The organism is Phycicoccus sp. Soil802, from assembly GCF_001429605.1.
Taxonomy (GTDB): Bacteria; Actinomycetota; Actinomycetes; order Actinomycetales; family Dermatophilaceae; genus Pedococcus.
This window is the reverse complement of sequence record NZ_LMSS01000004.1, coordinates 144229-164460: the sequence shown is the minus strand read 5'-3', so window position 1 is coordinate 164460 and position 20232 is coordinate 144229. Positions and strand designations below refer to the sequence as shown.

General features: G+C 69.9%; 16 protein-coding genes. 3 read left to right on the top strand and 13 right to left on the bottom strand.

Annotated features, from left to right (window positions below):
* Positions 1-46: 46 nt before the first annotated feature.
* The 5 genes from ASG91_RS09855 to ASG91_RS09835 all read right to left on the bottom strand — a co-directional run bounded on the left by ASG91_RS09855 (position 47) and on the right by ASG91_RS09835 (position 7450).
* A complete protein-coding gene (locus ASG91_RS09855; protein WP_056922472.1) occupies positions 47-2518 on the bottom strand; it encodes an FAD-dependent oxidoreductase in 2472 nt (823 codons plus the stop codon).
* On the bottom strand, positions 2515-3420 hold the full coding sequence (locus ASG91_RS09850) for a choline/ethanolamine kinase family protein (protein WP_056922471.1): 906 nt from the start codon (positions 3418-3420) through the stop codon (positions 2515-2517). Before ASG91_RS09850 ends, ASG91_RS09855 begins: the two co-directional genes overlap by 4 nt.
* Positions 3417-5009 carry an amino acid permease gene (locus ASG91_RS09845; protein WP_056922470.1) on the bottom strand — a complete coding sequence of 531 codons (1593 nt, stop codon included), beginning with the start codon at positions 5007-5009 and terminating at the stop codon, positions 3417-3419. The genes ASG91_RS09850 and ASG91_RS09845 overlap by 4 nt, the downstream gene beginning before the upstream one ends.
* A 158-nt stretch (positions 5010-5167) precedes the next feature.
* On the bottom strand, positions 5168-6277 hold the full coding sequence (locus ASG91_RS09840; RefSeq protein ID WP_056922719.1) for a branched-chain amino acid aminotransferase: 1110 nt from the start codon (positions 6275-6277) through the stop codon (positions 5168-5170).
* A gap of 105 nt (positions 6278-6382) precedes the next feature.
* Positions 6383-7450 (bottom strand): 3-isopropylmalate dehydrogenase, encoded by a 1068-nt coding sequence (locus ASG91_RS09835; RefSeq protein WP_056922469.1) that lies wholly within the window; start codon positions 7448-7450, stop codon positions 6383-6385.
* Positions 7451-7995: 545 nt separating this feature from the next.
* Between ASG91_RS09835 and ASG91_RS09825 the strand changes: the two genes are divergently transcribed.
* Positions 7996-8535: a GNAT family N-acetyltransferase gene (locus tag ASG91_RS09825; RefSeq protein WP_056922467.1), complete on the top strand. Its 540-nt coding sequence runs from the start codon at positions 7996-7998 to the stop codon at positions 8533-8535.
* Between the two features lie 95 nt (positions 8536-8630).
* Here the strand turns inward: ASG91_RS09825 and serA are convergent, their stop codons facing one another.
* The 6 genes from serA to ASG91_RS09795 all read right to left on the bottom strand — a co-directional run bounded on the left by serA (position 8631) and on the right by ASG91_RS09795 (position 16644).
* Complete coding sequence (gene serA, locus ASG91_RS09820) at positions 8631-10217, bottom strand: phosphoglycerate dehydrogenase (protein ID WP_056922466.1); 1587 nt, start codon at positions 10215-10217, stop codon at positions 8631-8633.
* A 258-nt stretch (positions 10218-10475) separates the two neighbouring features.
* Positions 10476-11504 carry a ketol-acid reductoisomerase gene (gene ilvC / locus ASG91_RS09815; RefSeq protein ID WP_056922465.1) on the bottom strand — a complete coding sequence of 343 codons (1029 nt, stop codon included), beginning with the start codon at positions 11502-11504 and terminating at the stop codon, positions 10476-10478.
* A 47-nt stretch (positions 11505-11551) separates the two neighbouring features.
* Positions 11552-12064: an acetolactate synthase small subunit gene (gene ilvN, locus ASG91_RS09810; RefSeq protein WP_056922718.1), complete on the bottom strand. Its 513-nt coding sequence runs from the start codon at positions 12062-12064 to the stop codon at positions 11552-11554.
* A gap of 5 nt (positions 12065-12069) precedes the next feature.
* Positions 12070-13956: an acetolactate synthase large subunit gene (locus ASG91_RS09805; RefSeq protein ID WP_082592647.1), complete on the bottom strand. Its 1887-nt coding sequence runs from the start codon at positions 13954-13956 to the stop codon at positions 12070-12072.
* A 343-nt stretch (positions 13957-14299) separates the two neighbouring features.
* Positions 14300-16027, bottom strand: coding sequence for a dihydroxy-acid dehydratase (ilvD, locus tag ASG91_RS09800; protein ID WP_056922464.1), 1728 nt, complete (start codon positions 16025-16027; stop codon positions 14300-14302).
* A 92-nt stretch (positions 16028-16119) separates the two neighbouring features.
* Positions 16120-16644, bottom strand: a complete 525-nt coding sequence (locus ASG91_RS09795; protein WP_056922463.1) for a histidine phosphatase family protein — start codon at positions 16642-16644, stop codon at positions 16120-16122.
* Positions 16645-16793: 149 nt separating this feature from the next.
* Here ASG91_RS09795 and ASG91_RS09790 point away from each other — a divergent pair, with 149 nt between their 5' ends.
* Positions 16794-17903: a PLP-dependent cysteine synthase family protein gene (locus ASG91_RS09790; protein WP_056922462.1), complete on the top strand. Its 1110-nt coding sequence runs from the start codon at positions 16794-16796 to the stop codon at positions 17901-17903.
* A gap of 74 nt (positions 17904-17977) precedes the next feature.
* Here ASG91_RS09790 and ASG91_RS09785 read toward each other — a convergent pair whose 3' ends face one another.
* Both ASG91_RS09785 and ASG91_RS09780 read right to left on the bottom strand, forming a co-directional pair.
* Positions 17978-18262 (bottom strand): MoaD/ThiS family protein, encoded by a 285-nt coding sequence (locus tag ASG91_RS09785; protein ID WP_056922461.1) that lies wholly within the window; start codon positions 18260-18262, stop codon positions 17978-17980.
* Positions 18259-19368 (bottom strand): sialidase family protein, encoded by a 1110-nt coding sequence (locus ASG91_RS09780; protein ID WP_056922460.1) that lies wholly within the window; start codon positions 19366-19368, stop codon positions 18259-18261. The genes ASG91_RS09785 and ASG91_RS09780 overlap by 4 nt, the downstream gene beginning before the upstream one ends.
* A gap of 52 nt (positions 19369-19420) precedes the next feature.
* On the opposite strand from ASG91_RS09780, the gene ASG91_RS09775 reads away from it, so the two are divergent.
* A complete protein-coding gene (locus tag ASG91_RS09775; RefSeq protein ID WP_056922459.1) occupies positions 19421-20230 on the top strand; it encodes a glycoside hydrolase family 16 protein in 810 nt (269 codons plus the stop codon).
* Positions 20231-20232 lie beyond the last annotated feature (2 nt).

The following is a 20232-nucleotide window of genomic DNA, read 5'->3' as shown; positions in this document are numbered from 1 at the left end:
CCCGGCGGGTGGACGTCAATGGTCTGGGATAAGACCTTTAACTGGTTCATGTTGTGTCGTCTCCCCCGCGTCCGAGCTTGCGGCCCTCCGGGTCGAACGGCGGACGCAGCGACAGTCGCACCGGCCACCGCTCCCCCGCGAGGTCGACGGTCCACGTCCCCTCCTCGAGCCAGTCCTTCGTAGCAGTGCCGGAGGCCCGGTCGCCGACCAGGGCCAGGCCGACGGAGACCCCCACGGTCGCGCCCCAGGCCGCACTGGTGACCTGTCCCGCGGGCTCACCGTCGCGGAGCAGCAGCTCGCCACCCCAGAGGTATGCCGTGGGGTCACCCACCACGAGTGACACCACCCGGCGGGGCGGCGGGACGAGGCGGGAGGCCTCCACCGCCGACCGACCGAGGAAGTCGACGTCGCCGCGCAGCTTGCAGGCGAAGGTCAGCCCGGCCGCGACCGGGCCGGTGTCGGTGGTGAGCTCTCGGGCGAAGGCGCGGTAGCCCTTCTCCAGCCGCATGGACTCGATCGCGTAGTAGCCGGCCGGGACGACCCCGAGGTCCGCGCCGACGCGGAACAGGTCCTCGTAGACCGACCGCGCGAGCTCGGTCGGGACGTAGAGCTCCCACCCGAGCTCGCCGACGTAGGTGATCCGGGTGGCCCGCACGAGCGTCGTCCCCACCACGACCTCCCGACTGGTGCCGAACGGGAACGACGCGTCGTCGAAGCGGTCGGCGCTCAAGGCCTCGAGCAGCTCGCGCGAGCGCGGCCCCATGACGCCGAACACGGCATACGAGCCGGTCACGTCGACGACGCCGACGCGGGCGTCGCCGGGCACGTGTCGCCGGATCCAGTCGAGGTCACGCACCGTCGTCGCGGCGCTGCTGACGAGGAAGAAGTCGGTCGCGGAGGTCCGCGTCACGGTGAGGTCGGCCTCGTAGGTGCCGCGCTGGTTGAGCATCGCCGTGTAGACCGCCCGGCCCACGGGCACGTCGACGTCGGCCGAGCAGAGCCACTGCAGCGCCCGGACGGCGTCGGGTCCGGTCACGACGTACTTGGAGAAGGACGTCTGGTCGAAGACCGCCACGGCCTCGCGGGTGGCTCGCTGCTCGGCCACCGACCAGTCCACCCACTTCGGTCGCTCCCACGCGTAGTCGAGGACGGGCGCCACCCCCGGCGGCGCGAAGACGTTGGCCCGCTCCCAGGCGTTGCGGCTGCCGAGGCAGGCGCCTTGGGCGACCAGGAGGTCGTGCACGGGCGAGATCCGTTGCGGCCGTGCGGACTCCAGCTCGCGGTTGGGCCACGGCACGGCGTAGTGCAGCCCCAGCACCTCGCCGACCCGCGCTCGCAGCCACGCGTTGCTCCCTGACAGCGCCGAGAAGCGCCGGAGGTCCACGCCGATCAGGTCGGACGTGGGCTCCCCCTCGACGATCCACTCGGCGAGCGCCCGGCCCGCGCCGCCGGCCGACGCGATCCCGACCGAGTTGAAGCCGGCACCCACGAAGAAGCCGGGCAGCTCGGGCGCCTCGCCCAGGAGGAACTGGTTGTCGGGCGTGAAGCTCTCGGGACCGTTGTAGAACTTGCGGATCCCCGTGTCGGCGAGTGCCGGGATCCGGTGCACCGCACTGTCCATGAGCACCTCGAAGTGCTCCCAGTCCTCGTCGAGCAAGGCGAACTCGAAGGGATAGGGGATCTCATCGGGCGACACCCAGGGCTTGGCCACCGGCTCGAACCCACCGACCAGGAGACCCCCGACCTCCTCCTTGACGTAGGTGTAGCCGTCCGGGTCGCGCAGGATCGGCAGGTCGCGGTGGACCCCGGCGACCTGGTCGGTCACGACGTAGAAGTGCTCCGCGGAGTGCAGGGGCACCGTCACGCCGGCCAGCGCGCCGACGGCCTTGGCCCACTGTCCCGCGCAGTTCACCACGAACTCCGCCTCGATGTCGCCCTGGTCGGTGGACACCCCTGCCACCCGGCCGGCGCGGGTCGTGACACCGGTGACGCGGACCCGCTCGACGATCGTGGCGCCCCCCATGCGCGCGCCCTTGGCCAGCGACTGCGTGAGGTCGGTCGGGTTGGCGCGTCCGTCGCCCGGGAGCCAGATCGCCCCGAGCACGTCGTCGACCCGGATGAGGGGGAAACGGTCGAGCGCCTGGTCGGGGGTGAGCAGCTCACAGTCGAGGTCGTATGCCGCGGCGCTGGCGACGGTGCGCCGCAGCTGCACCATGCGCTCGGGCGTCCGCGCGACGGTGAGGCCGCCGCAGACGCGGTAGCCGGTGGTCAGCCCGGTCTCGTCCTCGAGCCTCGAGTAGAGGTCCGTGGAGTACTGCACGAGCCGGGTGCCGGCCTCGCTCGCCCTGAGCTGCCCGACGAGTCCCGCTGCGTGCCAAGTGGTTCCGCAGGAGAGGGTGCCCTGCTCGAGGACCACGACGTCAGTCCACCCGAGCTTGGTGAGGTGGTAGGCGACGCTGCAGCCGATCACCCCACCACCGACGACGACGACGCGGGCGCGCTCGGGGACCCCGCTCATGCGGGACCACCGGCGGCGTCGAGCAGGTCGTCCAACCGCCGGCTCGTCAGCAGCGGCAGGGCCAGCTCGTGGCGCTCCATCGCGAAGTCCCAGAAGTCGTGGTCGACGTCGGACACACCGTGCTGGATCGCCCCCCACAGCGTCCACGCCCACCGCCCGGCCAACCCCCACAGCTCGGCGCGAGCGACCAGCCGGGGGGTGGCCCTCCCGTGGTAGGCCTCGACCAGCTCGACCAGGTGGTCGTGGTCGAGCTGCGACTCGTTGACGAGGTTCCCCAGCTCGAAGGAGGCCTCGTTCATCCCCGAGTACTCGTAGTCGATGAACCGGAGGTCTCCCCCGTCGTCGAGGACGTTGGCGGCCAGCAGGTCGTTGTGGCACGGCACGAGCGGCTCGGGCCGGGAGGCGAGCGCAGCCTCGACGCGGGCCGCGGCCGGCGCCAGCGCGTCGTAACCCTCGGGCACGGCATACCCGCGATCGCGGACGATCCGCAGGTAGCCGCGCTGCACCTCGAACATGTCGAAACGGGAGGCGAACTCGGGGCCGCCGTGGAGCCGGCGCGCGGCCGCTGCGACGCGCGGGAGGTTGGCGGCCACGTCGTCCGGGCCGTAGGTGCGTCCGGGGAGGAACTCGACGACGAGGACTCCCTCGCCGGGCAGGTAGTCGACGACGGGGGCGCCGACGCCGACCGAGGCTGCCACGGTGCTGTTGTGCCACTCGTGCTCGCGGTCGATCGCCAGCAGCTCGGTGCCGGGAGGTGAGATCCGGACGACGACGTCGTGCGTCGGCGTCCGGACCCGGTAGTTGTGGTTGGTCAGACCGCCAGGGAGCTCGGTGACCTCCAGAGGCTGCCCCAGCCGGGGCAGCCTCTGGAGTGCCTCGTCGAGTGAGAGGCCCGAGGTCACTCCCCGAAGGCCTCCACCACGGCCTGGTCGATGGTGTGCTTCGGGCCCTTGAACCAGTGCCGCGCCGAGACCTGCCACCAGATCCACAGGATGACCAGCGAGCCGATGGTGAGGATGGGCGCGTAGTTGACGAACTTCCAGTCGAAGCCATCGCTGAACGGCACGCCGGCCGGGACGAAGGGCAGGATGAAGTAGATCGAGATGATCGCGATCTCGATGACGGCGATGATGTTCATCCACTTGTACTTCGCGCCGTTGTTCCAGCTGCCGGGCTGGAACGCGTCGCCCATCCGCCAGCGCAGCCAGATCGGGATGAGGAACGCGAGGTAGAGCCCGATCACGGCCACCGAGACCACCGCGTAGAAGGCGACCGGCACGATGAGCGGCGACTCGTCCGTGCCGATGTTGACCTCCTTCAGCGCGGGGAGGGTGATCAGCGCGGCCACGACGGCCACCAGCATCACGGCGTTGGCCGGCACCCTGGCGCCCGACAGCGAGGACCACAGTCGGGATCCCGGGATCGCGCCATCACGACTGAACGCGAACGTCATCCGGGAGGCACTGGTCATGCACGACGTGGTGCAGAAGAACTGGCCCACTGCGGAGATGAGCAGGATCGTGCCGGCCCACTTGCTGTCCATGGCGTGGGTGAAGATGTAGGCCACTCCACCGCCGCCGACCCCTGCGTTGTCCGGCAGTCCCTTGTCGTTGTCAGGGACCGCGAAGAGGAAGCACAGCAACAGGATCCAGCCGCCGATGGCGGAGTAGAAGATCGACTGCCAGATGCCCTTCGCCGCTGCCTTCGACGCTGAGGCGGTCTCCTCGGAGAGGTGGGCTGACGCGTCGAACCCGGTGATCGTGTACTGCGTGAGCAGCAGGCCGAACGGCAGCACGAGGAACCAGTACTTCAGCGAGCTGTTGCTCCCACCGCTGTAGCCGGAGTTGTTGAACCGCTCCGTGAACACGTAGGAGAAGCTCTGGTGGTGGTCGGGGATGAAGATGAGCATCAGGATCACGATGGTCGCGCCGACGACGTGCCACCAGACCGAGACGTTGTTCATGATCGCCATCAGGTGGCCGCTGAAGATGTTGAGCACCGAGGCGAGCGCGAGCAGGATCACGAAGAGCCAGAACACCCTGGTGAGCGAGTAGCTGTCGGCGTAGCCCTTCGAGAAGGTGCTCAGCGTGAGGTCGAGGAAGGTGGCGCAGCCGTAGGCGACCGAGGCCGTCACGGCGATGAGGCCGATCAGGTTGAGCCACCCGGTGAAGAAGCCGGCCCGCGCCCCGCCCATCTTGCTGGCCCACCAGTAGATGCCACCCGAGGTCGGGTAGGCCGAGACCAGCTCGGACATGGTGAAGCCGATGAGGAGGATGAACGCCGACACGATGGGCCAGCCCCACGAGATCGCGATGGGCCCACCGTTGTTGAAGCCCTGGCCGAAGGTGGTGAAGCACCCGGCCAGGATCGAGATGATCGAGAACGAGATCGCGAAGTTCGAGAAGCCGGACCAGGAGCGGTTGAGCTCCTGCTTGTAACCGAGCTCGGCGAGGCGGCGCTCGTCATCGGACAGTGATCGCACATCGGACACAGCAGACTCCTAGTCCACGCAACGAAGGTGAGCGAATGCTTCACCCAGCGGGCTGGGCCTGTCAATGGTCCGAACACAAACCAATAGCCCGAACCCAAACCAAAAGGTATGCCGCCCGCTCCAGGGGAGCGGGCGGCATACCGATGGCGCGTGGGGCCTCAGACCAGGCGGGTCAGCCAGCCGTGGGTGTCCGCGGTGCGGCCGTACTGGATGTCGAGCAGCCGCTCACGGATCGAGCGGGTGACCTCGCCGTAGTCGACACCGCGTCGGTGGTCGCACGAGCCGCCGGCCCAGCGCAGCTCGCCGACGGGGGTGATGACCGCGGCGGTGCCGCACGCGAAGATCTCGACGATGTCGCCGCTGGCCGCCCCGTCCTTCCACTCCTGGATGGGCACCCGCCGCTCCTCCGGCTCCAGGCCCATCTCCTTGGCGAGCGCCAGCACCGACGAGCGGGTGACGCCCTCGAGGATCGACCCGGTGAGCTCGGGCGTGACGAGCCGGTTGTCCTTCGTGACGAAGAACAGGTTCATGCCACCGAGCTCCTCGACGTAGGTGTGCGTCGAGGCGTCGAGGAAGACGGCCTGGTCACAGCCGTTCTCGATGCCCTCGAGCTGTCCCGCGAGGCTGGAGGCGTAGTTGCCGCCACACTTCGCGGCGCCGGTGCCGCCCTCGCCGGCCCGCGCGTAGTCGGTGGAGAGCCACAGGGTCACCGGCTTGATGCCGCCGCTGAAGTACGCGCCGGCCGGCGAGGCGATCACCGAGTAGGTGACCTCCGACGCCGGGCGCACCCCGAGGAACGCCTCGGAGGCGTACATGAACGGGCGGAGGTAGAGGCTCGACTCCCCGCTGGCGCCCGACGGCACCCAGGCCTGGTCGACCTCGACCAGCGCGCGCAGCGAGGCGATGAAGTCCTCCTCGGGCAGCTCGGGCAGGGTCATCCGGCGGGCGCTGCGGATCAGTCGCTGGGCGTTCGCCTCGGGGCGGAACGTCCAGATCGACCCGTCCTCGTGGCGGTAGGCCTTCATGCCCTCGAAGATCTCCTGGGCGTAGTGCAGCACGGCAGCCGACGGCATCAGCGTGATCGGCCCGTAGGGGACGACCTTGCCCTCGCTCCAGCCCTCGCCCTTGCGCCACGTCGCCGTGACCATGTGGTCGGTGAAGGTGGTGCCGAACCCCGGGTCGGCCAGTACCGCCTCACGCTCCGCGTCCGGCCGCGGGTCGCTGCGGCGGGCGACCTCGAAGGTCAGCGGGGCGGTGGTCTGGCTCATGGAGTCCTCCTGGTGGGTCACCCCCGGTGGGGGCGGGGTTCCTCCTGCCGAGATTACCTGCCCGGCCAACCACCCGGGCAGGAGACGTCGGATGTAGCCAGTCGTCTAGAGGAGGGACGCGATCGCGTCGCCGACCTCTGAGGTGCTGCGCACGACACTCCCCCTGGCCGCCAGGTCGGCCTCGACCGCGCGCTCGACGCGGGCCGCCTCGTCGGCCCGACCGAGGTGCTCGAGGAGCATGCCGACCGAGAGGATGGTCGCGGTCGGGTCGGCCTTGGCCTGCCCGGCGATGTCGGGGGCGGAACCGTGCACCGGCTCGAACATGCTGGGAGCGGTGCGTTCGGGGTTGATGTTGGCGCTGGCGGCCAGCCCGATGCCGCCGACGATCGCGGCCGCGATGTCGGTGATGATGTCACCGAACAGGTTGTCGGTGACGATGACGTCGAAGCGTCCGGGGTCGGTGGCCAGGAAGATCGTGGCCGCGTCGACGTGCTGGTATGCCGTCGTGACCTCGGGGAACTCGGCGCCCACCTCGTCGGCGGTGCGGCGCCAGAGGTGCCCGGCGTGGGTGAGCACGTTGTGCTTGTGGACGAGCGTCAGGTGCTTGCGCGGACGCGCCTGCGCACGGGCGAAGGCGTCGCGGACGACCCGCTCGACGCCGAACCTGGTGTTGACGCTGACCTCGGTGGCGATCTCGTTCGGGGTGCCGGTGCGCAGCGCACCGCCGTTGCCGACATAGGGACCCTCCGTGCCCTCGCGGACGACGACGAAGTCGATGCCGTCGGGGGCGACCCGCTCGACCGCGAGCGGGCTCTGCACTCCGGGGTAGAGCTTGGCCGGGCGCAGGTTGACGTACTGCTCGAGGGCGAACCGCAGCGGCAGGAGCACCCCGCGCTCGAGGACGCCGCTCGGCACGGTGGGGTCACCGATCGCGCCGAGCAGGATGGCGTCGTGCCCGCGCAGCTCCTCCAGGACGGAGTCGGGCAGGGTCTCCCCGGTGGCGTGCCAGCGCCTCGCCCCGAGGTCGTACTCGGTCGCGTGGAACTTCGTGCCGGTGCCGGCGGTGACCGTCTCGAGGACCTTCAGGCCCTCGGCCACGACCTCCGGCCCGATCCCGTCGCCGCCGATGACGGCGAGGTTGACGGTGTCGTTGCCGGTGCTCACGGAAGCCATGTCACCAGCCTAAGGAGGGTCTTGCAATCTGATACCGGTGTCTCACATGACGAACGACTCTGAGCGGTTGCCCGGAGCCGTTCGTCGTCGCACCGGTCGGTGCGGAGGTGTGCGTCGCGCTGGTCAGTCGTCGGAGTGACCCTGCTCGCGCAGGTCCATCGACTCCTGCAGTGCCTGACGTGCCTTTTCGGCCTCTTCGCTCATGTTGATCATTTCCTCTACGGATCTCCCTGTGTCACAACAGGGCTCGGTCTTGGGGTGGTTCTCGGTGATCGCACTGGGCACTCGCCGGTTAACGGGGTGCCACTGCCAGCCACGCACGCGGGATCTCCGCGGCGAGTGGGCTGACTACCGGAACTCGCCGCGGCAAATAAGAATTACGACCTGCCGCGTCATGTCTTCGAGGTTACGTGGACGTCCAACTAATTGACACCCGTTTCCCACGCAGTGAGACATGGCTGGACGTGACCGGCGTCTCATGGTGTGCAGGTCCTCGAGGGACCGCTGTCCGAGGTGCCCGAGACCCGATTGTCTAGGGTGGCGAGGTGCTTGCCGACGGCTACGCCCTGCGTCCCCTCTCGATCGACGACGCCGGCCCGCTGGCCGACGCGGCCGAGCGCAACCGTGACCACCTCCGTCCGTGGGAGCCCGCACGCCCCGAGTCGTTCTTCACGGAGGAAGGCCAGCGCGAGGTCGTCGAGGGTCGGCTGCGCCAGGTCGAGCTCGGGTTGTTCGACTCCTGGGTGCTCTGGCACGGCACCGACGTCGTGGGGGCCGCCACCCTGCAGAACATCGTGCGTGGCGCGATGCTCGGGGCCGACGTGGGCTACTGGGTCGACCACGCCCACCTGCGCCGCGGCCTCGCCGTCGCCTCGCTCGAGCACCTCGTGCAGCGCGGGCACGACCTCGGCCTGCACCGCCTCGGGGCGAGCACCATGGTGGCGAATCTCCCGTCCCAGTCCGTGCTGCAGCGCTGCGGGTTCGAGGAGATCGGGCGGATCCCGTCGTTCCTCTACCTCGACGGTGACTGGCGCGACAGCATCCTGTTCAACCTGGTCCTCCACGACGGCCCACCGCGCAGCTGAGCCGCGCCGCCGCACCCTCCCCCCACAGACAGGTATGCCGGTGGGTCCCCACCTCGGGGACCCACCGGCATACCTCGTGGTTCAGGTCGCGGAGCTCAGTCGGCGAGGTCGACGACGCTCACGTCGGCGCCCACCTCGGTGACGATCGCGGCGAGGACGTCGGCCGGGATGCGGCTGTCGACGGTGAGGGCGACCAGTGCCTGGCCGCCCTTCTCGTTGCGCGCGACCTGCATGCCGGCGATGTTGATGTCGGCGTCGCCCAGCAGCCGCCCGACCGTGCCGATGACCCCGGGCCGGTCGACGTAGGTGAAGAAGGCGAGGTGCTCGGTGAGCGGCACCTCGATGTCGAAACCGTTGACGCCGACGACCTTCTCGATCAGGCGAGGGCCGGTGAGGGTGCCGGCGACGCTGATGGTCGACCCGTCGGCGAGGGTGCCGCGCAGGGTCGTGACGTTGCGGAAGTCCTGCATGGTCGGGTCGGTGAGCAGACGCACCTCGCACCCCCGCTGCTCGGCGAGCAGCGGCGCGTTGACGTAGGTCACCGGGTCCTCGGTCACGTCGGTGAACAGGCCCTTGAGCGCGGCGAGCTTCCAGATCGACACGTCGTGCGCGGTGATCTCACCCTGCACGTCGACGTCGAGCTGCACCGGCACGGAGCCGGCCAGCGAGGTGAAGATCCGGCCGAGCTTCTCGACCAGGGCGATGCCCGGACGGACCTCCTCGGGGACGACGCCACTGGACACGTTGACCGCGTCGGGGACCAGGTCGCCACCGAGGGCGAGCCGCACCGACTTGGCCACCGAGACGCCGGCCTTCTCCTGGGCCTCGTCGGTGGAGGCCCCGAGGTGTGGTGTCACGACGACCGACTCGTGCTCGAACAGCGGGCTCTCGGTCGTGGGCTCGGTGGCGAAGACGTCGATGCCGGCGCCGGCCACGCGGCCCTCACGCAACGCTTCGGCCAGCGCCTCCTCGTCGACGATCCCGCCGCGGGCGGCGTTGATGATGCGGACGCTCGGCTTGACCTTGGTCAGCGCCTCCTTGCCGATGAGCCCCACCGTCTCGGGGTTCTTCGGCAGGTGCACGGTGATGAAGTCGCTCTGCTCGAGGAGCTCGTCGAGCGTGACGAGCTGGGCGCCGAGCTGGCCGGCCCGCTGCGCCGAGACGTAGGGGTCGTAGGCGAGGATCTCCATGCCGAAGCCCTTGAGCCGCTCGGCGACCAGCTGGCCGATCCGGCCGAAGCCGACGACGCCGACCTTCTTGTCGAGCAGCTCGACGCCGCCGTACTTGCTGCGCTTCCACGCACCGCCCTTGAGGGCCTGGTTGGCAGGCGCGATGTTGCGGGCGGTGGACAGCAGGAGGCCAACCGCCAGCTCGGCCGCGGAGGTGATGTTGGAGGTCGGTGCGTTGACGACCATGACCCCCGCACGGGTGGCCGCTGGGACGTCGACGTTGTCGAGCCCGACACCAGCGCGCGCGATGACCTTGAGGTTCTTGGCGGCGGCGATGGCCTCGGTGTCCATCTTGGTGGCCGAGCGGATCAGGACGGCGTCCACGTCCGCCAGGGCCGGTAGGAGTGCCTCGCGGGACGCTCCGTCGACGTGGCGGACCTCGAAGTCGGGCCCGAGGGCATCGATGGTGGCGGGCGAGAGTTCCTCGGCGATCAGCACGATCGGCTTGCTCACGGGTCAGTCCTTCGGTGGGTCACGTTGGTCATTGGGGGGTCCGGCACCACGCTGTGCCCGGCGCACAGCATACGACCCGGCTCAGCATGTGGATGCCGTGGCTCGACATGTGACACGCAGATCACACCTCTCGTGCTGCTCGGCGCCGGCCACCACGCCGTCCCGGACTGCCCCGCTGACTGCCCAGCCGGCTGGCTCGAAGACGACGAAGCCGGCCGGCCCCGCGAACGGGACCGGCCGGCATACCTGCTGTGGTCGTCAGCGGGCGGCGGAACCCTCGACGTAGTCGGAGTCCGTCTCCTTGATCCAGCTCATCAGCTTGCGCAGCTCCTTGCCGGTGCCCTCGATCGGGTGCTGGGCACCCTTCTCACGCAACGCCTTGAACTCCGGTGCGCCCGCGTCCTGGTCGTCGATGAACCGCTTCGCGAACACGCCGTTCTTGATGTCGGCGAGGACGGCCTGCATGTTCTCCTTGACGCTCGGGTCGATGACCCGGGGGCCGGAGACGTAGTCGCCGTACTCGGCCGTGTCGGAGACCGACCAGCGCTGCTTGGCGATGCCGCCCTCGACCATGAGGTCGACGATCAGCTTGAGCTCGTGGAGGCACTCGAAGTACGCCACCTCGGGCTGGTAGCCGGCCTCGACCAACGTCTCGAAGCCGTACTGCACCAGCTGGGACGCGCCACCGCAGAGGACGGCCTGCTCGCCGAACAGGTCGGTCTCGCACTCCTCGGTGAAGGTCGTCTTGATCCCGCCGGCGCGCAGGCCGCCGATCGCCTTGGCGTAGGACTGGGTCAGGGCCCAGGCGTCACCGGAGGCGTCCTGCTCGACCGCCAGGAGCACCGGCACGCCGCGACCGTCGACGTACTCGCGACGGACGAGGTGACCGGGGCCCTTGGGGGCCACCATGACCACGTCGGAGCCGGCCTCGGGCTTGATGTAGTCGAAGCGGATGTTGAAGCCGTGGCCGAACAGCAGGCCGGCGCCCTCCTTGAGGTTGGGGGCGATGTCGTTGGCGTAGACGGTCCGCTGCACCTGGTCGGGCGTGAGGATGACGACCAGGTCGGCCTCCTTGACCGCATCCGCGACCGACTTCACGGTCAGCCCTTCAGCCTCCGCCTTGGCGCGGCTCTTGCTCCCCTCGGCGAGACCGACGCGGACGTCGACCCCCGAGTCGCGCAGGTTGAGCGCGTGCGCGTGGCCCTGGCTGCCGTAGCCGATCACGGCCACCTTCTTGCCCTGGATCACGCTCAGGTCAGCATCGTCGTCGTAGAACATCTCGGCCACGGTGGCCACTCCTTAGGTTGTCTGTGCTTCTCGGGTGTGCAGTGAAATCAGGCGGACCGCATGGCGCGATCGGTGATGGAGCGGGTGCCGCGGCCGATGGCGACCATGCCGGACTGGACCAGCTCCTTGACCCCGAACGGCTCGATGACCTCGAGGAAGGCGGCGAGCTTGTCCCGGTTGCCGGTGACCTCGATGGTCAGGGTGTCGCTGGCGACGTCGACCACCTTGGCCCGGAACAGCTGCACCGTCTCCAGGACGTGGCTGCGGCTGTGGATGTCGGTGCGGACCTTGACCAGCAGGATCTCCCGCTGGACCGACGCAGTGGGCTCGAGCTCGACGACCTTGAGCACCTCGATGAGCTTGTTGAGCTGCTTGGTCACCTGCTCCAGCGGCAACGCGTCGACGTCGACCACGACCGTCATCCGGGAGATCTCGGGGTGCTCGGTCGGGCCGACCGCGAGCGAGTCGATGTTGAAGCCGCGCCGTGAGAAGAGCGCCGCGATGCGGGCCAGGACGCCCGGCTTGTTCTCGACCAGGACCGACAGGGTGTGCTTGCTCATCGCCATCACTTCCCGTCCTTGTCCGCGTCCTCGGGCTGTTCGGTGGCCTCGTCCTCTTCACGGTCCCACTGCGGGGCGGTGTCCTTGGCGACCTGGATGGCGTCGTTGCTCACGCCGGCCGGCACCATCGGCCAGACCATCGCGTCGCGGTGGACCACGAAGTCGACGATCACCGGGACGTCGTTGATCTCCATCGCCTTCTTGATCGTCGCGTCGATGTCCTCCGGCCGCTCACAGCGCAGGCCCACGCAGCCGTAGGCGTCCGCGAGCTTGACGAAGTCGGGGATGCGGTTGCCGACCGACGTGTGCAGGTCGGTGTTGGAGTAGCGCTTGTCGTAGAAGAGCGACTGCCACTGGCGCACCATGCCGAGGCTGCTGTTGTTGATGATCGCGACCTTGATCGGGATGTTGTTGATCACGCAGGTCGCGAGCTCCTGGTTGGTCATCTGGAAACAGCCGTCACCGTCGATCGCCCAGACCACGCGGTCCGGCTCTGCGACCTTCGCGCCCATGGCGGCCGGCACGGCATACCCCATCGTGCCGAGGCCACCGGAGTTGAGCCAAGCGTTCGGGCGCTCGTACTGGACGAACTGGGCGGCCCACATCTGGTGCTGCCCGACGCCCGCGACGTAGATCGACTCGGGACCGCTGATGGCCCCGATCCGCTCAATGACCTGCTGCGGCGACACAGCGTTCTCCTCGCCCTCGGGCGTGGTGTAGCCGAGGGGGAAGGTGGCCTTCCAGCCGGCGGTCTGGTCCCGCCACGCTGCGTAGTCGCCCTTGGTGCCGGCCTCGTGGTCGGCCGAGACGGCCTTGACCAGCTCGCCGATCACCTCGAGCACGTCACCGACGATCGGGACGTCGGCGGTGCGGTTCTTGGAGATCTCGGCCGGGTCGATGTCGGCGTGGATGACCTTGGCCTCGGGGGCGAACGTCGACAGCTGGCCGGTGACCCGGTCGTCGAACCGCGCGCCGAGGGTGATGAGCAGGTCGGACTTCTGCAGGGCGGTGACGGCCGCGACCGACCCGTGCATGCCCGGCATGCCCAGGTGGAGCGGGTGGCTGTCGGGCACCGCACCGCGCGCCATCAGGGTGGTCACGACGGGGATCTGGGTCAGCTCGACGAACTCCCGCAGGGCGTCCGAAGCACGACCCCGGACGACGCCGCCGCCGACGTAGAAGACCGGGCGCTTGGCCGCCGCGATGAGCCGGGCCGCCTCGCGGATCTGCTTGTTGTGCGGTCGCGCGACGGGCCGGTAGCCGGGCAGGTCGTACTTCGGCGGCCACGAGAACGTCGTCTTGGCCTGCAGGGCGTCCTTGGAGATGTCGACCAGCACCGGGCCGGGACGTCCCGTGGAGGCGATGTGGAACGCCTCGGCGATGACCCGCGGGATCTGGGACGCGTCGGTCACGAGGTAGTTGTGCTTGGTGATCGGCATCGTGATGCCGCGGATGTCGGCCTCCTGGAACGCATCCGTGCCGATGGCGGCTGACGCGACCTGGCCGGTGATCGCCACGATCGGCACCGAGTCCATGTAGGCGTCGGCGATCGCGGTGACCAGGTTGGTCGCGCCCGGCCCGGACGTCGCCATGCAGACCCCGACCTTGCCGGTGGCACTGGCATAGCCCTCGGCCGCGTGACCGGCCCCCTGCTCGTGGCGGACCAGGATGTGGCGGACCTTGACCGAGTCGAGCAGCGGGTCGTAGGCCGGCAGGATCGCCCCGCCGGGGATGCCGAAGACGGTGTCGACCTCCATGGCCTCGAGCGAGAGCACCAGGCTCTGGGCGCCGGTCACCACGGCGGGCACCTTCGCCTTGGCCTGCTCGGCCAGCCGGGACGGGCTGGGGGCTGGACTGCCGACCGGGCTCGGTGCCGGTTTCAGGTCGCTCACGTCACTACCGCTTTCGGTTCTCGCTCGAACTGCTCAGGCTGGAGGTGTTCCCACTGGATCTGCTCACACTGGATCTGCTCATGAAAAAGCCCTCCAGTCCTCAGGTGAGGACGACGGAGGGCAGCGCGCTGGCTCGGGAGCCGGCGCGCTAGTGAAGTACGAGAATTCGTGCCACACGAGAACTCTCCCGCCGTCCACTGGTGGTGTCAACGTACGAGACAACCGGTCCCACGATCCGGGACTGTCGTCTCACTCACAAACCCGGTTCGAGATATTCGGCGACCGGGTCCCGGTCGCCGAATACCTCGAACCGCGAGAGAAGGGACCCCGCGAGCTGAACGGCCTAGCCGCAGACGGCACCGCCGCTCGCACTGCCGACCAGCTTGCGGTACTTGGCCAGGACGCCGCGCGGGTACTTCGAGGCCGGCGGCTCGAAGCCCTCCGCCCGTCGGGCCAGCTCGGCCTCGTCGACGTGGACGTCGAGCACACCGTTCGCGACGTCGAGGGTGATCCGGTCTCCGTCCTGCACGAACGCGATCGGCCCACCGTCGACGGCCTCGGGGGCGACGTGCCCGACACAGAGACCCGTCGTCCCCCCGGAGAACCGGCCGTCGGTCAGGAGCAGCACCTCCTTGCCGAGGCCCGCACCCTTGATGGCGCCGGTCACGGCCAGCATCTCGCGCATGCCGGGACCGCCCTTGGGGCCCTCGTAGCGGATGACGACGACGTCGCCGGCCTTGAGCGAGCCGTCCTCGACCGCGTCCATCGCGGCCCGCTCGCCGTCGAACACCCGCGCCGTGCCCTCGAAGACGTCGGAGTCGAAGCCGGCCGACTTCACGACGGCCCCTTCGGGCGCGAGCGTCCCCTTGAGGATCGTGATGCCGCCGGTCTTGTGGATGGGCTGGGCCATCGCGCGGACGACCTTGCCGTCGACGTCGGGCGGGGCGATGTCGGCGAGGTTCTCGGCCATGGTCCGGCCGGTCACGGTCAGGCAGTCGCCGTGCAGCAGCCCCGCGTCGAGCAGCGCCCGCATGACGACCGGCACTCCCCCGACCCGGTCGATGTCGGTCATGACGTACTGGCCGAACGGCTTCACGTCGGCCAGGTGCGGCACCTTGGCGCCGACACGGACGAAGTCGTCGAGGGTCAGGTCGACCTCCGCCTCGTTGGCGATGGCGAGCAGGTGCAGGACGGCGTTGGTCGAGCCACCGAAGGCCATCACGACGGCGATGGCGTTCTCGAACGCCTCCTTGGTCATGATGTCGCGCGCGGTGATGCCGCGACGCAGCAGCTCGACGACCGCCTCACCGGACTTGCGGGCGAAACCGTCGCGTCGACGGTCGGTCGCGGGCGGGGCGGCCGAGCCGGGCAGCGACATCCCCATCGCCTCGGCCACGGACGCCATCGTGTTGGCGGTGTACATCCCGCCGCAGGCGCCTTCGCCGGGACAGATCGCGCGCTCGATCGCGTCGACGTCCGCCCGCGACATCAACCCGGCAGCACAGGCGCCGACGGCCTCGAACGCGTCGATGATCGTGACCGTCTTCTCCGAGCCGTCGGAGAGCTTGGCGATGCCCGGCAGGATCGACCCGGCGTAGAGGAAGACCGAGCTGAGGTCGAGGCGAGCGGCGGCCATCAGCATCCCCGGCAGCGACTTGTCGCAGCCGGCCAGCAGCACCGAGCCGTCGAGCCGCTCGGCGTTCATCACGGTCTCGACGGAGTCGGCGATGATCTCGCGGCTCACCAGCGAGAAGTGCATCCCCTCGTGGCCCATCGAGATGCCGTCGCTGACCGAGATCGTGCCGAACTCGAGGGGGTAGCCACCGGCCGAGTGCACGCCGTCCTTGACCGCCTTCGCCAGCCGGTCGAGCGACAGGTTGCAGGGCGTGATCTCGTTCCAGGAGCTGGCCACGCCGATCTGCGGCTTGACCCAGTCGTCGTCGCCCATGCCCACCGCGCGGAGCATCCCGCGCGCCGCGGTCTTCTCGATGCCGTCGGTGACGTCGCGGCTGCGCGGCTTGATGTCGACGCCGGACGTGGTCGCCCCCGCAGTGGGCTCGGTGGTCGTCATGTCCGCAGTCTAGAACTCGGGTCCACAGGGTGGGACGCGGGTCTCACTGGCCGACCGGCGCCGCAAGGACGCCACCCTGGTATGCCGCGTGGTCACCCGCGCGACACGTGGCAGCGTTCCAGCGCTGCCGTGCCGAACGCGAGTCCCGACCACGGTCCCGAGTAGCGCAGCACCGCGATCGAGGACGTCGGGAAGCCCGCGGCGAGGCAGTCGTGCGCGGCGCTCGAGCCGTCGCCCTCGGACAGCCCGCTGGCCAGCATCGCCATCGTCGGGTTGTGGCCGACCACCATCACGACCTGCACCTCGCCCGGCGCGTCTCGCAGCGACCGCAGCACCGTCTCGGCGCCGCCCGAGTAGATGCTGTCGGAGAACTCCACCGTCTCCCCGCAGGCTCCGCCCTCCTCGGCGGCGGCCCAGGTCTGCCGGGTCCGGGTGGCCGACGAGCACAGCACGAGCTCTGGCCCGAGCTCGTGCTCGTGCAGCCAGGCCCCGGCCGCGCGGGCGTCCCGCACGCCCCGACCGGTCAGCTCGCGCTCGTGGTCGGGCTTGCCGAAGACCTGCTCCGCCTTGGCGTGGCGGAAGAGGATGAGCACCTTGTCATCACTGGCGAGGGTCATACCCCGAGCATGGCCCTGATGGCCCCAGACGGCCAGCCCTGCAGGTCCGGCAGCCAGCCCCGGCCGCTAGCCTCGTGCCACACGACGAGGTGACCCGGGGCAGCGACGAGCGGCCACGGCATACCTCGCTGCGCAGTGAGGAATGACCGATGGAACAGGGGCCCACCCTGATCGACGCCGTGACGTCCACCCCGACCGACCGGGCGTGGCTCGACGAGGCCGTCCGACGCATCCAGGCCGACGCCAACCGCAGCGCCGACACCCACCTGGTGCACGTGCCGGTGCCCGGCCTGCCCGACGTCGACCTCTACCTCAAGGACGAGTCGACGCACCCGACCGGCAGCCTCAAGCACCGGCTCGCCCGCTCGCTGTTCCTCTACGCGCTCTGCAACGGCGAGCTGCACGAGGGCACGACCGTCATCGAGGCCTCGAGCGGGTCGACGGCCGTGTCCGAGGCGTACTTCGCGCGCATGCTCGGGCTGCCGTTCATCGCCGTCATGGTCAGCACGACGAGCCCGGAGAAGATCGCCCTGATCGAGCGCGAGGGCGGTCGGTGCCACCTCGTCGAGGACGCCTCCGAGGTCTACGACGAGGCGCGCCGGCTGGCCGAGGAGCGTGGCGGGCACTACCTCGACCAGTTCACCTACGCCGAGCGCGCGACCGACTGGCGGGGCAACAACAACATCGCGGAGTCGATCTTCGAGCAGATGGCCAGGGAGCGGCACCCGGTGCCGCACTGGGTCGTCGTCGGCGCCGGGACCGGCGGCACGAGTGCCACGATCGGACGGTTCGTCCGCTACCGCGGCCTGTCCAGCCAGGTCTGTGTCGTCGACCCGGAGCGGTCGGCCTTCTTCCCCGGCTTCTGCGGTGACGACGAGGGCGTCTCGGCGGCCTGCGGGTCGCGGATCGAGGGCATCGGCCGACCGCGCGTGGAGCCCAGCTTCATCCCGAGCGTCGTCGACCGCATGCTGCTGGTGCCCGACGCCGCCTCGGTCGCGGCGATGCGGTTCCTCACCGAGCGCACCGGCCTGCGCGCCGGCGCCTCGACCGGCACCAACCTCTTCGGGGCCCTACGGCTGGCCTGCGAGATGGCTGAGCGCGGCGAGTCCGGCAGCATCGTCTCGCTGCTGTGCGACGGGTCGGAGCGGTATGCCGGCACCTACCGCAACGACGACTGGCTCACCGAGCGCGGCTGGGACCTCGGCCCCCATCGAAGAGTTCTCGAGCGGGCCTGGGACGACGGGATCTGGACCGCCTGACCCGGGCTTACCCACGAGTCCTTGATGGATTCACCACGCTCTGACGTGGCCAACCCCTCAAAGACTGCCGCGGGTCAGCCGCCGGAGACGGCGTTGATCACGTGGACCGTCGAGGTCGGCGACACCCGCGTCTGCACGCCGTCGGCGCGCTTGGCGTCCTCGCCGTCGACGAACACGTTGACGTGGCGGCGGATCTGCCCGCGCTCGTCGCGGACGCGGGAGGCGAGGATCGGCCACGGCTCGAAAGCCCGGTCGAGCACCTCGGCGAGGGGTGCATCCGCCGACAGCTCGACGGGGAGCTCGGCAGCACCCTCGGCCAGGTCGCGCAACAGACCCGGCAGGACGACCCGCGCGGTCATCGGAGCGTGACCGCCCGGACGCACAGGACGTCGGGGAGCTGCTCGACGACCCGGTCGAAGGACTCGCCGCCGTCGAGCGAGGCGTAGACCTCGCCGTTGCGGGTGCCGAGGTAGAGGCCGGGGTCGTCGTGGGTGTCGAGCCCTGCGGCGTCGCGCAGGACGTTCGTGTAGGACGGCGACGGCAGGCCCTCGTGCTGCGTGCGCCAGTGCGCACCCGCGTCGTCGCTGCGCTGCACCTGCAGCTCCGCCGCAGGGGGGATCCGCTCGCCGTCCGAGGCGATGGGCACGAGCCACACCGTGTCGCCCTGGGTCGGGTGGGCCAGCGCGGTCATGCCGAAGTTGGTGGGCAGCCCCGCCTCGATCGAGGTCCAGGTGACCCCGTCGTCGTCCGACCGGTAGACGCCCCGGTGGTTCTGCGCGTACAGGCGGGTGGCGGTGGCGCTGTCGCGGACCACCTTGTGCACGCACTGGCCGAACTCGGGCCACTCGTCGTGGGGCTGGAAGTAGGCGTGGATGCCGGTGTTGCCCGGGGTCCACGACTGTCCGCCATCACGGGTGTTGTAGACGCCCCCGGTGCTCATCGCGACGAGCATGTGGTCCGGGCTGGCCGGGCTGGGCAGGACGGTGTGGATCGCACCGCCACCGAACCCCTCGCCCCACTCGGGCCGGTGCGGGTGCTCCCACAGCCCCCGGTTGAGCTCGAACGTCTCGCCACCGTCGGCGCTGCGCCACAGCCCCTGGGGCTCCGTGCCGGCCCAGACCACGTCGGGGTCGTGCGGGTCGGCGACGAGCTGCCAGGTGGCCTTGAGCGCGGTGTCGGTGTCCTCGGGGAAGCGGATCGAGCCCTCGGGGTGCTCCACCCAGGTGGCGCCGAAGTCATCGGAGTGCTGGAGCGAGGGGCCCCAGTGCGACGACCGGAAGCCCACCAGCAGCCTCGGGGTGTCGCGCCTCGTGTCGAACAACAGGGACAGCACCTCGCTCATCAGGAAGTGCGGTCCCTCGACCGTCCAGGTGCGCCGGTCCGTGCTGCGGGCCAGCCACAGGCCCTTGCGCGTCCCGATCCCGATGATGGTCTCCCCAGCAGTGCGCTCAGCCGTGTCTCCCATGGCTCCCAATATGGCACTGACGTCTGACGGTGGCACCCGTCACGATGGGGACATGACCGCCGACCGCGCCCAGGACGACCCCGGCCACCAGGGCTTCGTCGACGACTTCGCGGACCCCGACCTCGACCTCTCGGTGTGGGTCCCGTCCTACCTCCCCCAGTGGAGCTCCCGGGCCGCCAGCGCGGCCACGTATGCCGTGCGCGACTCGTGCCTGCACCTCACCATCCCCCCCGAGCACGGCCTGTGGTGCCCCGACGACCACGGACCGCTGCGCGTGTCCGGAGTGCAGTCCGGCGTCTTCGCCGGCCCGGTCGGGAGCACCATCGGCCAGCAGCCGGTGCGCGAGGGCGCCCTGGTGCGCGAGGCCCAGCCGACGATGTGGGGCTGGACGCCCCGCTTCGGCCGCCTGGAGCTGCGGGCGCGGATGGACCTCACGTCGCGGTCGATGGCCGCCTGGTGGCTGGTCGGCCTCGAGGACCAGCCGGACCGGTGTGGGGAGCTCTGCGTCGTGGAGGTCTTCGGCGACGCGATCACCGCAGAGGGCGCCGCGGTGGGGATGGGGGTGCACCCGTTCCGCGACCCTCGGCTGGTCGACGACTTCGACGCTCCGCGTGTGCCGATCGACGTCAGCGAGTTCCACACCTACAGCGTCGACTGGGCGCCGGACGGCGCGAGCTTCGCGGTCGACGGCCTGGTGATCCGGACCGCCGACGTCGTGCCCGACTACCCGATGCAGTCGATGGTCGCGGTCTTCGACTTCCCCGACCGTGCTGACCCCGACGATGCGGACCAGGCCGCCCACGTGCCTGCCCTGGTCGTCGACCGCATCGGGATGGCGCCTGACCAGACCCCGTCCGCCTGAGG

What these genes read in the sequence shown, in the direction of transcription:
- ASG91_RS09855 (WP_056922472.1), bottom strand. Translation starts at nt 2,518, where the DNA reads ATGAGCGGGGTCCCCGAGCGCGCCCGCGTCGTCGTCGTCGGTGGTGGG.
- ASG91_RS09840 (WP_056922719.1), bottom strand. Translation starts at nt 6,277, where the DNA reads ATGAGCCAGACCACCGCCCCGCTGACCTTCGAGGTCGCCCGCCGCAGC.
- ASG91_RS09835 (WP_056922469.1), bottom strand. Translation starts at nt 7,450, where the DNA reads ATGGCTTCCGTGAGCACCGGCAACGACACCGTCAACCTCGCCGTCATC.
- ilvN (WP_056922718.1), bottom strand. Translation starts at nt 12,064, where the DNA reads ATGAGCAAGCACACCCTGTCGGTCCTGGTCGAGAACAAGCCGGGCGTC.
- ilvD (WP_056922464.1), bottom strand. Translation starts at nt 16,027, where the DNA reads ATGACGACCACCGAGCCCACTGCGGGGGCGACCACGTCCGGCGTCGAC.
- ASG91_RS09795 (WP_056922463.1), bottom strand. Translation starts at nt 16,644, where the DNA reads ATGACCCTCGCCAGTGATGACAAGGTGCTCATCCTCTTCCGCCACGCC.
- ASG91_RS09790 (WP_056922462.1), top strand. Translation starts at nt 16,794, where the DNA reads ATGGAACAGGGGCCCACCCTGATCGACGCCGTGACGTCCACCCCGACC.
- ASG91_RS09785 (WP_056922461.1), bottom strand. Translation starts at nt 18,262, where the DNA reads ATGACCGCGCGGGTCGTCCTGCCGGGTCTGTTGCGCGACCTGGCCGAG.
- ASG91_RS09780 (WP_056922460.1), bottom strand. Translation starts at nt 19,368, where the DNA reads ATGGGAGACACGGCTGAGCGCACTGCTGGGGAGACCATCATCGGGATC.
- ASG91_RS09775 (WP_056922459.1), top strand. Translation starts at nt 19,421, where the DNA reads ATGACCGCCGACCGCGCCCAGGACGACCCCGGCCACCAGGGCTTCGTC.